Raw genomic sequence first — 13,166 nt, forward strand, 5'->3', positions numbered from 1 at the left:
ACCGCGGGGGCGCCGTGCTGTGCGGTTCAGCCGACGAACTCGCCGACCGCCGACTTCAGTTCGCTCAGGCCCTTCTTCGCGTCGGTGAAGAACATCCCGGTCTTGGGGTCGGTGTAGAGCTCGTTGTCGATGCCCGCGTATCCGTGGCCCATCGAGCGCTTGATGACCACGACGCTCTTGGCCTTGTCGACGTCCAGGATCGGCATGCCCGAGATCGCGTTGCCGGGCTTGCGGGCGATCGGGTTGGTGACGTCGTTGGCGCCGATGACGAGCGCGACGTCGGCCTGCGGGAACTCGGGGTTGACGTCGTCCATCTCCTTCAGCTGGGTGTAGGGGACGTTGGCCTCGGCCAGCAGCACGTTCATGTGCCCGGGCATGCGGCCCGCGACCGGGTGGACGGCGTAGCTGACGTCCACGCCGTTGTCGCTGAGCAGCTTGGCGAGGTCGCCGAGTTCGTGCTGGGCCTGGGCGGCGGCCAGGCCGTAGCCCGGGACGAAGATGACCTTGCTCGCGTAGGCGAGCTGGATCGCGACGTCGTCGGCGGAGACCGGCCGCACCTGGGCGGGGGCGCCTCCGGCGACGGCCGCCGGGGCGCTGTCACCGGTGCCGAAGCCGCCGACCACGATGTTGGCGATGGACCGGTTCATGGCGTCGGCCATCAGCTTGGTGAGGATGCCACCGGAGGAGCTGACCAGCATGCCCGCGATGATCAGCGCGGTCTCGTTCAGGACGAAGCCGGCCATCGCGACCGCGGATCCGGTGAAGGCGTTCAGCAGGGCGATGACGACCGGCATGTCCGCGCCGCCGATGGGCAGCACCATCGTCACGCCGAACAGCAGGGCGACGGCCACGAGCCCGTAGAGGGCGCCGAGGGAGTCGGGCGACAGCACCAGCCAGACGGTGCCGGCGACGAAGGAGGCCGGCAGCAGCACGTTGAGCAGCCGTGCTCCCGGGAAGACGACCGGCGCGCCGGAGACGACGCCCTGGAGCTTGCCGGCCGCGATGAGCGATCCGGAGAAGGTGACCGCGCCGATCACGATGTCCAGGGCGCCCGGCAGGGAGACGCGGGCGCCGAGGGCGGCCGGGTGGTCGGCCTGGAGCAGGTCGTTGACGGCGATGAGGGCGGCGGCCCCGCCGCCGACTGCGTTGAACAGGCTGACCAGTTGGGGCATGGCGGTCATCTTGACCTCGCGCGCGGCGTACAGGCCGAGCGCGGCGCCGATCAGGCCGCCGGAGACGAGCACCAGCCAGCCGGTCGTGGTGATCGTGTCCTCGTGGATCACCAGCCACACGGTGGCGGCGATCGCGACGGCCATGGCACCGGCGGAGATCGCGTTGCCGCGGCGGGCGGTGCGCGGATGGTTCATCAGGTGCAGGCCGAGCACGAAGCAGGCCGCGGTGCCGAGGAAGACGTAGTGGACGGCGTTGGAGACGGTGTCCATGGCGCTCACACGTCCTTCTTCTCACTCGGCCTGGCCCGGAACATCTCCAGCATCCGATCGGTGACGACGTATCCGCCGACGACGTTCATCGCGCCGAACACCATGGCCACGAAGGCCAGGACGTAGCCGAGCCAGGTGTGCGACTCGGCGGCGATCAGCATGGCGCCGATGACGACGATGCCGTGCACGGAGTTCGAGCCGGACATCAGCGGGGTGTGCAGGGTCGCGGGGACCTTGCTGATGACCTCGACGCCGACCAGGACGCTCAGCACGAAGACGGTGATCGCGGTGAGGAGATCGAGTTCGTTCACGATGTCGCGCCTCCCTTCGGTGACGCTTCGCCCAGGAGCGCGGCCGTGATCTCGTCGGCCGGGTCGAGGACGAGTTCGCCGTCGCGCACGAGGTGGCGCAGGAGCGCGACGAGGTTGCGGGCGTAGGCCGTGGAGGCCGCGGTCGCCATGGCGGACGGCAGCCGGCCGGCGCCGATGACGGTGACGCCGTTGTCGAGGACGTCAGTCTTGTCGGGCTCGGATCCCTCGACGTTGCCGCCGAGGTCGCTCGCGGCGAGGTCGACGACGACCGAGCCGGGTTTCATGCCCCGCACGGCGGCGGCGGTGACCAGCAGCGGCGGCTTGCGGCCGGGCACCTGGGCGGTGGTGATGACGATGTCGGTGCGGGCGATGTGCGCGTCCAGTGCCGCGCGCTGGGCCCGCTGCTCCTCCTCGGTCAGCTCCCGTGCGTAGCCGCCCTGTCCGGCGCCCGGTTCCCCTGGTGCCTGGCTCTGGATGTCCAGGAACCGGGCGCCCAGCGACTCCACCTCCCCTCTCGACTCGGGGCGTACGTCGTACGCCGTGACGACGGCGCCGAGGCGGCGGGCGGTGGCGATCGCCTGCAGCCCGGCCACCCCGGCGCCGAGGACCAGGACCTGCGCCGGGCGCATGGTGCCCGCCGCGGTGGTCAGCATCGGGAAGAACCGGTCGTAGGAGTCGGCCGCGAGGACGGCCGCCTTGTAGCCGGCGACATTGGCCTGGGAGGTCAGCGCGTCCATGGACTGGGCGCGGCTGAGGGTGCGCGGCAGCAGATCGAGGCTCACCGTGCGCGCTCCGCGCTCGGCCAGTTCCCGCACGAGCGCCGGGTGGCGCAGTGGTTCGAGCAGGCCGATCAGGGTCTGTCCGGCGCGCAGCGAGCGTGCGGTCTCGGCGTCCGGCGGGCCCACGCACAGCACGGCGTCCGCACGCGTGTACAGCTCGTCCGCCGGTACGACGCCGGCGCCCGCCTCGGTGTAGTCGGCGTCGGTGAACCAGGCGCCTGAGCCGGCCCCGGTCTCGACCAGGACGTCGATGCCGGCCCGGGTGAGCAGGGTGACCGCCTCGGGGACCAGGGCGACACGGCGTTCGCCGGGCGCCCGCTCCCGTACGGCACCTACGGTGACGTTTGGCATGATCTGCTGCCTCTCTCCTGGGCCGCGGGGGTCTCCCGGGCCTCAGAACTCGAAGACGAGCCGGGCTTCGGCCCGTCCGCCGAGGACCTCGTCGAAGGAGTCGTTGACCTGGTCCAGGCGCCGGGTCTCGGCGATGACCTGGGTGCGGCCGGCGGCGTGCAGGGCGAAGACCTCGGCCAGGTCCTGGCGCGTGCCCACTATCGAGCCTATGACGGAGATGCCGCCGAGGACGGTCTCGAAGATGGGCACATTGATCGCGGCGTTGTCGGCGGGCAGCGCGACCATGACCAGGCGTCCCCCGCGGTTGAGCGACCTGAACGCCTGCTCGAAGGCCTTGGGGGCAGCGGCGAGCACGACGGCGACGTCCGCGCCGCCGGCCTTCTTGATCTCCTCGACCGGGTCGTGGGTGCGGGCGTTGACGATCTCGTCGGCGCCGAGCCGGTGGGCCAGGCCGAGCTTGTCGGGTTCCAGGTCGACGGCGGTGACCAGGCCGCCGACGAGACGCGCGTACTGCAGGGCGAGGTGGCCGAGGCCGCCGACGCCGAAGACGGCGACCCGCTCGGCGGGGACGACGCGGGCGACCTTGATCGCCTTGTACGTAGTGACGCCGGCGCAGGTCAGGGGTGCCGCGTCGAGGGAGCTGACCCCGTCGGGCACGTGCACGATCCCGCTCGCGTCGGCGACGGCGTACTCGGCGTAGCAACCGTCCACGCTGTAGCCGGAGTTGACCTGGGACTCGCACAGAGTCTCCCAGCCGGAGACGCAGTAGCGGCAGGTGCCGCACGACGAGCCGAGCCACGGCACGGCGACCCGCTTGCCGACGAGGTCGGCCGGGACGCCGGCGCCGACGGCCGTGACGGGTCCGATGCCCTCGTGGCCGGGGATGAACGGCGGCCGGGGCTTGACCGGCCAGTCGCCGTGCGCCGCGTGAATGTCGGTGTGGCAGAGGCCGGAGGCCTCCATCTTCACGAGTACCTGGCCGGGGCCGGGCTCGGGGACGGGCAGGTCCTGGATCTCCAGGGGCTTGCCGAAGTCGGTGACGACTGCTGCCTTCATCGATCTGCTCCTCAACTGGTCGGTTCGCCGGGCGCCTCGGCCCGGGTCACGAAGTGCAGCCCGTCCCCGGCTGCGAGGGAGAATCCGCCCGGTGTGCCCTCTTCGACGTCCAGGACGAAGGAGGGGCGGCCGAGCGCTCGTACTGGTCGGCGTCCACGTGGAAGGTGCAGCCGTCGATCTCGCCGACGAGCAGGTCGCCCGCTCCCAGGGCGAATTCGCCGCCCTCGAAGCACATGGGGTCGCTGCCGTCGCAGCAGCCGCCCGACTGGACGAACATCACCGGCCCGCCCTGGGCGGCGCACAGGGCCGCGATCGCCCCGCGCGCCGCCGGTGTGGCGGTGACGCGCCCGGCGGTGCCGTTCTCCGCCTTCTCGGACATGTCGCCGTACTCCTCCTAGAACAGCCCGAGCGGTTTGTCGTCGTAGCTGACCAGGAGGTTCTTGGTCTGGCTGTAGTGCTCGAGCATCATCTTGTGGGTCTCGCGGCCGATGCCGGAGATCTTGTAGCCACCGAACGCGGCACCCGCGGGGTACTGGTGGTAGCAGTTGGTCCAGACGCGGCCGGCCTTGATCGCGCGGCCCATCCGGTAGGTGCGGGAGGTGTCGCGGCTCCACACGCCGGCGCCCAGGCCGTACAGCGTGTCGTTGGCGATCTCCAGGGCCTCGGCCTCGTCCTTGAACGTGGTGACCGCGAGGACGGGTCCGAAGATCTCCTCCTGGAAGACCCGCATCCTGTTGTGGCCCTTGAGGACGGTCGGTTCGAAGAAGTAGCCGTTCTCGAACTCGCCGCCCATGGAGGGCCGGTGGCCGCCGACCAGGAGCTCGGCGCCCTCCTTCAGGCCGATCTCGACGTACGACGCGATCTTCTCGATCTGCTGCTTGGAGACCTGGGGTCCCATCATGGTGTCGGTGTCGAGCGGGTCGCCCTGCTTGATGGCGCGGATGCGCTCCAGGCAACGTGCCATGAACTCCTCGTAGATGTCCTCCTGGATGAGCGCGCGGGAGGGGCAGGTGCAGACCTCGCCCTTGTTGAACGCGTACAGGACGAGTCCCTCGACGGCCTTGTTGAGGAAGTCGTCGTCGTGGGCGGCCACGTCGTTGAAGAAGATGTTCGGCGACTTGCCGCCGAGCTCCAGGGTGACGGGGATGATGTTCTCCGCCGCGTACTGCATGATCAGGCGGCCGGTGACGGTCTCGCCGGTGAAGGCGACCTTGGCGATGCGCTTGCTGGTCGCGAGGGCCTTGCCGATCTCGGCGCCGGGGCCGTTGACGACGTTGAGGACGCCCGCCGGGAGCAGGTCACCGACGACCTCCATCAGCTTCAGGATCGACCACGGGGTGGGCGAGGCCGGCTTGATGACGGTGGCGTTGCCTGCGGCGAGCGCCGGGGCGAGCTTCCACGCGGCCATCAGCAGCGGGAAGTTGAACGGGATGATCTGGCCGACCACGCCCAGCGGCTCGTGGAAGTGGTAGGCGATCAGGTTCTTGTCGATCTCGGTGATCTCGCTCTCCTCGGCGCGGATCGCGGCCGCGAAGTAGCGGAAGTGGTCGGCGGCGAGGGGGATGTCGGCGGCCAGGGTCTCGCGGACCGGCTTGCCGTTGTCCCAGCTCTCGGCGACCGCGAGTTCCTCGCGGTGGGCGTCGATGGCGTCGGCGACCTTGTTCAGCACCGCGGCCCGCTCGGCGGTGGAGGCCTCGCCCCACTTGCCCTGGGCGGCGTGGGCGGCGTCGAGGGCGAGTTCGATGTCGGCGGCCCCCGAGCGCGGGATCTCACAGATGGGCTTGGCGGTGGCCGGGCACAGGTTGGCCGAGTACTGATCGGTGGTGGGCGCCTGCCACTTGCCTCCGATGAAGTTCTCGTAGCGTGGCGCCACGTCGACCGGGCTGCCGGGCCTGCCCGGAGACTCGTACTTCATGACCGTCCCCTTTCGATGACGACGATCCGCTGATGCTCGACACGCTAGAAACGGGGACGCTGCAATACCGCTGCATGCCGTCCGGGCCGCGGGATCACACCGTTCTCCAGGCCGAGGGCGCGAGCCCTGGCGGCAGCCGCCGCGCGCTGCGGGGAGCCGCCCGGCAGGGTGTGGGCGAGCGCCGACCAGGCGGGGGCGTCGTCTCCGCCCCAGCCGGCGTCGACCCAGCGGCGCAGCAGCCCGGCGTCCCGGCTGGCCAGGACGGCGCCACGCAACTGCTGTTCCAGGCAGCGGCGTTGCTCCACGATCACCGGTGCGTCGGAGCGGGGCAGCAACGGACCCGCGTAGTGGGCGAGGGCCTCGGCCACCCGGCCCTCGGCGAGGAGTTCCGCCACGTCGCCGAAGTCGGTGCGCACGGGGCGCAGCAGGGCGTACGGCCGTGAGCCGAGCAGTTCGGGGCCCAGCACGGCGCGCAGCCGCGTCAGTTCGGCCCGCAGGGTGGAGGCGGGCACCTCACGCTCCGACAGGTCCACCGCGAGCCGCTCTCCGGTCGCACCGTGGCCGGCGAGGGCGAGCGCGAGGACGATCTCGCTGTGCCGGGGGCTGAGCCGGTGCGTCCGTCCGGCGCCCTCCAGCAGGACACTGTCCCGGCCCAGCGCGTACAGGCGCATCGGGTCCCCCTGGGGCGTTCGCAGGCGGGCCAGCTCGGCCTCGGCGGCCAGCGCTGCTGCCCGCACCGCCGCGAGGGCCGGCGGGGTGGCGATGGTCGGCCCGCCGGACAGGTCGACGACGCCCACGACGCGGCCGGTGCGCGGATCACGGACGGGCGCGGCGGCGCAGGACCAGCCGTGCACGGCGGCGCTGTAGTGCTCGCCGGTCACGATCTGCACGGCGCGCCCCAACTCCAGCGCGGTTCCGGGGGCGTTGGTGCCGGCCTGCCGCTCGGACCAGCCGGCGCCCTCCGCGAAGTGCATGCGTTCGGCGCGTCCGACGGCGTTGGTGTCGCCCTCGACCCACAGCAGGGTTCCGTCGGCGTCGCCGACGGCGAACACGTGCCCGTCGTCGGCGGCTCCGGTGCCCAGTACCTCGCGGAGCATGGGCAGCGCGGCGGCGAGCGGGTGGGCGGTGCGGTAGGTGCGCAGTTCCTGCGTGGTCCTCAGCAGCGGCGGCAGCCGGCTGCCGTCGGGGCGTACCGCGCACTGCGCGCACCGCCGCCAGGACTCGGCCACCAGGCCACGGGCTCCCGGTGCCGTGCCGGGGGAGGCGATGAACCGCTCGTGCGCGGTGCGCGACGCGGAGAGCGAGGCGGCGGTGGAAGCGTCCATGGCACCTCCCGCATGGCTTCCTCCCGGTCGGGTCACCCCAGCCTCGGGCGTGCGCCGCGCGGCCTGCAGAGGCCGAAGGGCCCCGGGGCAGGGCCGCTCGGACCCCGTCCGGACACATGGCCGCGACGGGCTGTCCCTTCGCGTTCCGCCTCTCAGCCTGGGCCGGCGCAGGAGTCATGGGGAGGGGCCACCCGGTCATGCCGGGCGGCCGCTGGGCCCCACTTGGGCGGACACTCTCGGAGGCGCCGCCTCAGGCCCGGCTCAGCGCTCCCCCACCGGCACCAGCCACACCAGCGTCGTGCCGCCGCCCTCGGGGCAGTCCACCCGCAGGGAGCCGCCGAGCTGTTCGGCACGTTCGGCCATGTTGCGCAGTCCGCTGCGGCGGCCGCCGGAGGGGATGCCCCTGCCGTTGTCGGCCACGGTCAGCCGCACCTCGCGGCCGTCGGTCTCCAGGGCCACGTCCGCGCGGTGCGCGCCGGAGTGCCGGGCGATGTTGGTCAGCGCCTCGGAGAGCACGGCTATCACATGGTCGGCGGTCTCCTGCGGTACGTCCGTGTCGACCAGGCCCTCCATCCGCACGCTGGGTGCGAAGCCGAGGACCGGGGTGGCCTCGCCCACCGCCCGGACGACGCGGGCGCGCAGTCCGGTGCCCGCCCCGCCGTCGCGGGCCCGGAGCCCGAAGATGGTCGACCTGATGATCTTGATGGTCTCGTCCAGGTCGTCGACCGCGCGGACCACGCGCTCGGCGGCCTCCTCGTGCTCGATGAAGCGGCCGGCGCTCTGCAGCGTCATACCGGTGGCGAACAGCCGCTGGATGGCCAGGTCGTGCAGGTCACGGGCGATCCGGTCGCGGTCCTTGAGCACCGCGATCTCCTCCGCGTCCCGGCGGCGTTCGGCGAGCTCCATCGCGATGGCGGCCTGTGCGGCAAAGGACTGCAGGGGTTCGATCTCCGTGGTCGAGTACACCGGCCGCCCGTCCTTGCGGGCCAGCAGGACGACGCCGCGCGGCCCCTCCTCGCCCGTGCCGATGGGGACGGCCACGGCGGGGCCGAGTCCTTCGAAGCGCGGCGGCTCCAGGGAGATCCGCTGGTCGTGCGCGGCGTCGGAGCTGGTGACGGGGGCGGCGCCGGAGAAGGCCAGCCCCATCAGGCTGCGGTCCATGGGCAGCACGAGCCCGCGGTGGGCGTCGGCGTCCAGGCCGAAGGCGATCTCCACGGCGAGGGAGTCGGTGTCCTCCATGGGCAGGGCGACCGCCGCCAGGGCGGAGTCGGTGATCTCGCCGGCCCGCTGGGCGATCAGTCCGAGGACCTCGCTGCTCGGACCGCCCGACATCAGGCTGTGCGTGATCTCGGCGTTGGCCTGCAGCCACCGCTCGCGCAGCCGGGACTCCTCGTACAGACGGGCGTTGTCGATCGCGACGCCGGCCGCCACGGCCAGCGTCGACAGGACCGACTCGTCCTCCTCGTCGAACTGTGCCCCGCCGCGCTTCTCGGTCAGGTACAGGTTGCCGAAGACCTGCTCGCGCACCCGGATGGGCACGCCCAGGAAGGAGTTCATCGGGGGGTGGTGGGCGGGGAAGCCGTAGGAGGCGGGGTGCTCGGAGAGCTTCGCCAGCCGCAGCGGCTCGGGATGCCGGATCAGCTCCCCGAGGATGCCGTGCCCCTCGGGGTAGGGACCGATTCTGGCGATCTCCTCCGGGCCGACGCCCACGGTGTGGAAGGCCGACAGCCGCTTGCCGTCCGGGCCGATGACGCCCAGTGCGGCGTACTCGGCGTCGACCAGCAGCGCCGCGGCCTCCACGATGCTGCGCAGCACCTGCTCCAGCTCCAGCTCCCGGCCGACCGAGAGCACCGCCTCCAGCAGGCTGTGCACCCGGTCGCGGGTACCGCGAGCCGCGTCCAGCCGCGCCTGCAGCTCCTCCAGCAGCTCGTCGAGCCTGAGCTGGGGCAGCCGCATGCGAGCCTCCGCGGGCTCCTCGGAGCGTCCCACCCGTGTTCCTCCACATCCCCTGTGCCGTGTCGCCGACCGGCCTCGGCCTCATGTGCCACGGTAACGGTCTTGACGAGGGGACGATACGGGATCTGACGTGGGAGGGGCCGCTCCGGGCCGGTCAGCTCCTGGGCAGCCGGGCGATCACGTGCTCGGTGAGGTCCAGCAGCCGGTTGGTGTAGCCCCATTCGTTGTCGTACCAGCCGAAGACCTTGACGAGTTCGCCGTGTGCCTGGGTGAGCGGGGCGTCCAGGACGCAGGAGGCCGGGTCGCCCACGATGTCGCGGGAGACGATCGGTGCGTCGGAGACCCTGAGGACACCCTTGAGCGGTCCGTCGGCGGCCTCCCGGTAGGCGGCGTTGATCTCCTCGGCGCTCACCGCCCGGTCCAGGACGATGCTCAGGTCGGTCAGCGAGCCGTCCTCGACGGGCACGCGGACGGCGATGCCGTCCAGGGTCCCGGCCAGCTCCGGCAGGACCAGGCCGACGGCGCGGGCGGCGCCGGTCGAGGTGGGGATGATGTTGACGGCGGCGCTGCGGCCGCGGCGCAGGTCCTTGTGCGGGCCGTCGAGGACCACCTGGTCGTTGGTGTAGCCGTGGATGGTCGTCATCAGGCCCTTGACGACGCCGAAGTGCTCGTCGAGGACCTTGACCATGGGGGCCACGCAGTTGGTGGTGCAGGAGGCGTTCGAGATCACGTGGTGGTTCTCGGGGTCGTACGTCCCCTCGTTGACACCCATCACCACGGTCGCGTCGACGTCCTTGCCCGGTACGGACAGCAGCACCTTGCGCGCTCCCGCCCTCAGGTGTGCCCCGGCCGTCTCGCGGGTGCGGAAGCGGCCGGTGGACTCGATGACGACGTCCACGCCCATCTCGCCCCAGGCCAGCGCGGCCGGGTCACGCTCGGCGGTGACCGCGATGCGGTGTCCGTCGACGGTGATCGAGGTGTCGTCGTGCTCGACGGTGCGGCCGATGCGGCCGTACGTGGAGTCGAAGGCCAGCAGGTGGGCCAGCGTGGCCGGCGAGGTGATGTCGTTGATGCCGACGACCTCGATGCCCGTGCCGTTGCCGGCTGCGGCGCGCTCCAGCACCAAGCGCAGGTAGTTGCGGCCGATGCGGCCGAAGCCGTTGATGCCCACACGCACGTTCATGTCCGTCCCTCCTCGGGTGCCCGGTGGTGTCCGGGCTGCACTGCAAGCCTGCGGGAGGCGGGCCGGGTCCGGCATGGGCCGTACGGGGGCGGCCGAGGGCCGATCGGACCCCGCTGGGCCGGATCAGTGGCCCTGCTGGCGCAGCCGGTCCTGGGCCTGGGTGGCGATGACGGCGGCCTGGATGCGCCGCTCCACGCCCAGCTTGGCCAGCAGGCGGGAGATGTGGTTCTTCACCGTCTTCTCGGCCAGGAAGAGCCGCTGGCCGATCTGCCGGTTGGTCAGTCCCTCCCCGATCAGCGCGAGGATCTCCCGCTCGCGGTCGGTCAGCCCGGGCAGCGCGTCCGGTTCCTCCTCCTGGCGCTGGTCGTGGCGCAGCCGCGCCATGAGCCGGGTGGTGGCGCTGGGGTCGAGCAGGGACTGCCCCGAGGCGACGGTGCGCACGGCCGACACCAGGTCGGAGCCCTGGATCTGCTTGAGCACGTATCCGGAGGCGCCCGCCATGATCGAGTCGAGGAGGGCCTCCTCGTCGTCGAACGAGGTCAGCATCAGGCAGCTCAACTCGGGCATGCGCGAGCGCAGTTCGCGGCAGACGCTGACGCCGTCGCCGTCGGGCAGGCGCACGTCGAGGACCGCCACGTGGGGTCGGAGCGCGGGGACGCGGACCAGGGCCTGTTCGGCGGTGGCCGCCTCGCCGACCACGGAGATGTCCGGCTCGTCGTTGAGCAGGTCGTGCACCCCGCGTCGTACCACCTCGTGGTCGTCCAGCAGGAAGACCCGAATCGGTTCGTCGGGTCCCGGCCGCCGGCTGTCCGCCATCAGATGCTCCTCGCCGTGTCTGTCGTGTTCCGCCGTACCGCCTCCCGCGCAGATGGGCGCGGAACCGGTTCCATCACGAGATCCTTCTCGCCCAAGGGTCCGATGGCCAGGGCCGGTCGGCCCTGATTCCCGCCCCTTCCCCGTACCGCGCGAGTACCCGGGACCACCGTCCGTGCACCTCGGCCACGGCGAGGACCCCCGGCCCGGGTCCGGGGGCCGGGCGGCCCCTGGGGTGGAGCGGACCCCGGAGGGAGTCTGTAACTGCTCACAGACGATCAAAGGGGTGGAGCACATGACTCCCAGGGACACCGGCACCGAGGCCGCCACTGCCTTCGCCGTGCGGGTACGGGCCGAGGGCGATGTGGACGAGGCGGCTCTGGCCTACGTCCGGACCAAGGTGGCCGCGGCGCTCGAGCGGCCGGGCCTGCCCGCAGTCGACGGAGAGGTGCGGGTCGCCAAGGCGGCCGCCCACCATGTCGAACAGCCCTGGTCCGCCGGCGCCGAGATCCGGGTGGGCGGCGAGCTGCTCGTCGTCCACGCGAGCGAGGCGAGCGCCCATGAACTCGCCGACCGGCTGCAGGACCGCCTGCGCACCCGGCTGGACCGGCTCGCCGACCGCTGGGAGACCACCCGGCGCACGGCCACCCCACCGCCGTGGCGGGGCGGCCCGGGCCAGGAGCGACAGGGCTAGGACGACACACGCCCCAGGACGTCCGTGGCGGGCAGGGCACCCTGCCCGCCACCCGCCGGAACCAGGAAGAAGGCGCCGTGGAACCGCACATCATCGGCGAGGTGATGACCAGTGAGGTCGTGCTCGCCCACCGCACAACGCCCTTCCAGGAGCTGGTGGGGCTGCTGGACCGGCACCGCATCAGCGGGCTGCCGGTCGTCGACCACGACGACAAGGTCCTCGGCGTGGTCTCGGGCACCGATCTGGCGCGCGCCGCGACCGGCACCCTCACCGCCGGGGACCTGATGTCGACACCCGCGGTCACCGTCCACCCCGAGCAGGCCGTCTCGGACGCCGCCCGGGTGATGGAGCGGCACGGCATCGAGCGGCTGCCCGTGGTCGACGAGGAGGACCGGCTGATCGGCATCGCCACGCGGCGCGACCTGCTGCGGGTCTTCGCGCGCACCGACGACACGATCCGCCGCGAGGTCGTCGACGGCATCGTGGTCGGCGTGCTGGGCCTGCCGCCCGAGTCCGTCGACGTCACCGTCCGGGACGGCATGGTCACGCTGACCGGCCGGGTGCCCCGGAGCAGCGAGATAGCGCCGGCCGTGCGCTCGGCGTGGAAGATCGAGGGGGTCGTCGGCGTCGTCAACGGCCTCGCCTACGGGGACGGCGACGCCGGAACGCGCGAGGGCTGAGGCCCGCGCGGCAGGCCCGACCGCCCGAACCGGTGTGAAGGGTCCACCGGGTGCGGGACAGGGCCCGAACGGCCCTAGCGGGCGCTGTCCCGCACCGGTTTCCATGGCCCGATCGGACGCCGCCCGCGGCACGCGGCGACGGACGACCCACCGAGCGAACCACGAGAACCTACGGAAACCGCCCATGGCCCTGGACCAAGCCCAGCCGGTTCCCACAGGACCCCGCCAGAGCATCGCGCTCGACAGTGCGGAGGCCCTGCGGCTCCTGGGCAGCGTCTCGTACGGCCGGATCGTCTTCACGCAGCACGCGCTGCCGACGGTCCGCCCCGTCAACCACGTCCTCGACGACGGCGACATCGTCATCCGCACCCACGAGCGCGCGGCCATGACCTCCCGCACCCGGCAGGCCGACGGGCAGGGCGTGGTCGTCGCCTACGAGGCCGACGTCATCGACCCGGACACGCATCTGGGCTGGAGCGTGGTGGTGACGGGCTATGCCCATCTGGTCACCGACCCCCAGCAGCTGGCCCGCTACCAGGAGCTGCTGCGTCCCTGGGTCGGCCGTGCCATGGACTACGCGGTGCGCATCCGCCCCGATCTGGTGACCGGGATCCGGCTGGCCCCCACCGACGCCTGAGCCGGCGCGGCGGGGGCGCGGCCC

The 13,166-nt window shown here is 72.2% G+C and carries 13 protein-coding genes; 3 read left to right on the plus strand and 10 right to left on the minus strand.

Annotation, left to right across the window (positions count from 1 at the left end; all coding sequences use genetic code 11):
• Nucleotides 1-26 precede the first annotated feature (26 nt).
• The 10 genes from FBY22_RS24080 to FBY22_RS24125 all read right to left on the minus strand — a co-directional run bounded on the left by FBY22_RS24080 (nt 27) and on the right by FBY22_RS24125 (nt 11,134).
• On the minus strand, nt 27-1,442 hold the full coding sequence (locus FBY22_RS24080) for an NAD(P)(+) transhydrogenase (Re/Si-specific) subunit beta (RefSeq protein ID WP_142152485.1): 1,416 nt from the start codon (nt 1,440-1,442) through the stop codon (nt 27-29).
• Nucleotides 1,443-1,447: 5 nt separating this feature from the next.
• Entirely contained in the window at nt 1,448-1,753 is a 306-nt protein-coding gene (locus FBY22_RS24085) for an NAD(P) transhydrogenase subunit alpha (protein WP_142149226.1), read from the minus strand.
• Complete coding sequence (locus tag FBY22_RS24090) at nt 1,750-2,883, minus strand: NAD(P) transhydrogenase subunit alpha (RefSeq protein WP_142149228.1); 1,134 nt, start codon at nt 2,881-2,883, stop codon at nt 1,750-1,752. Before FBY22_RS24090 ends, FBY22_RS24085 begins: the two co-directional genes overlap by 4 nt.
• A gap of 42 nt (nt 2,884-2,925) precedes the next feature.
• On the minus strand, nt 2,926-3,939 hold the full coding sequence (locus tag FBY22_RS24095) for a zinc-dependent alcohol dehydrogenase (protein WP_142149230.1): 1,014 nt from the start codon (nt 3,937-3,939) through the stop codon (nt 2,926-2,928).
• Nucleotides 3,940-3,985: 46 nt separating this feature from the next.
• Nucleotides 3,986-4,318, minus strand: coding sequence for a DUF779 domain-containing protein (locus tag FBY22_RS24100; RefSeq protein WP_260845093.1), 333 nt, complete (start codon nt 4,316-4,318; stop codon nt 3,986-3,988).
• Nucleotides 4,319-4,333: 15 nt separating this feature from the next.
• Nucleotides 4,334-5,854 (minus strand): aldehyde dehydrogenase family protein, encoded by a 1,521-nt coding sequence (locus FBY22_RS24105; RefSeq protein ID WP_142149232.1) that lies wholly within the window; start codon nt 5,852-5,854, stop codon nt 4,334-4,336.
• A 44-nt stretch (nt 5,855-5,898) separates the two neighbouring features.
• Nucleotides 5,899-7,179, minus strand: a complete 1,281-nt coding sequence (locus tag FBY22_RS24110) for a GAF domain-containing protein (RefSeq protein ID WP_142149234.1) — start codon at nt 7,177-7,179, stop codon at nt 5,899-5,901.
• Nucleotides 7,180-7,440: 261 nt separating this feature from the next.
• A complete protein-coding gene (locus tag FBY22_RS24115; protein ID WP_399212535.1) occupies nt 7,441-9,135 on the minus strand; it encodes a GAF domain-containing sensor histidine kinase in 1,695 nt (564 codons plus the stop codon).
• A gap of 154 nt (nt 9,136-9,289) precedes the next feature.
• Complete coding sequence (gene gap / locus FBY22_RS24120; protein ID WP_142149238.1) at nt 9,290-10,318, minus strand: type I glyceraldehyde-3-phosphate dehydrogenase; 1,029 nt, start codon at nt 10,316-10,318, stop codon at nt 9,290-9,292.
• A gap of 123 nt (nt 10,319-10,441) precedes the next feature.
• A complete protein-coding gene (locus tag FBY22_RS24125) occupies nt 10,442-11,134 on the minus strand; it encodes a response regulator transcription factor (protein WP_142149240.1) in 693 nt (230 codons plus the stop codon).
• 292 nt (nt 11,135-11,426) lie between these two features.
• Here FBY22_RS24125 and FBY22_RS24130 point away from each other — a divergent pair, with 292 nt between their 5' ends.
• The 3 genes from FBY22_RS24130 to FBY22_RS24140 all read left to right on the plus strand — a co-directional run bounded on the left by FBY22_RS24130 (nt 11,427) and on the right by FBY22_RS24140 (nt 13,142).
• On the plus strand, nt 11,427-11,825 hold the full coding sequence (locus FBY22_RS24130) for an HPF/RaiA family ribosome-associated protein (RefSeq protein ID WP_142149242.1): 399 nt from the start codon (nt 11,427-11,429) through the stop codon (nt 11,823-11,825).
• Between the two features lie 77 nt (nt 11,826-11,902).
• Entirely contained in the window at nt 11,903-12,505 is a 603-nt protein-coding gene (locus tag FBY22_RS24135) for a CBS domain-containing protein (RefSeq protein WP_260845094.1), read from the plus strand.
• Between the two features lie 184 nt (nt 12,506-12,689).
• Nucleotides 12,690-13,142 carry a pyridoxamine 5'-phosphate oxidase family protein gene (locus FBY22_RS24140; RefSeq protein ID WP_142149244.1) on the plus strand — a complete coding sequence of 151 codons (453 nt, stop codon included), beginning with the start codon at nt 12,690-12,692 and terminating at the stop codon, nt 13,140-13,142.
• Nucleotides 13,143-13,166: the final 24 nt, after the last annotated feature.

Source organism: Streptomyces sp. SLBN-31 (genome assembly GCF_006715395.1).
GTDB lineage: Bacteria > Actinomycetota > Actinomycetes > Streptomycetales > Streptomycetaceae > Streptomyces.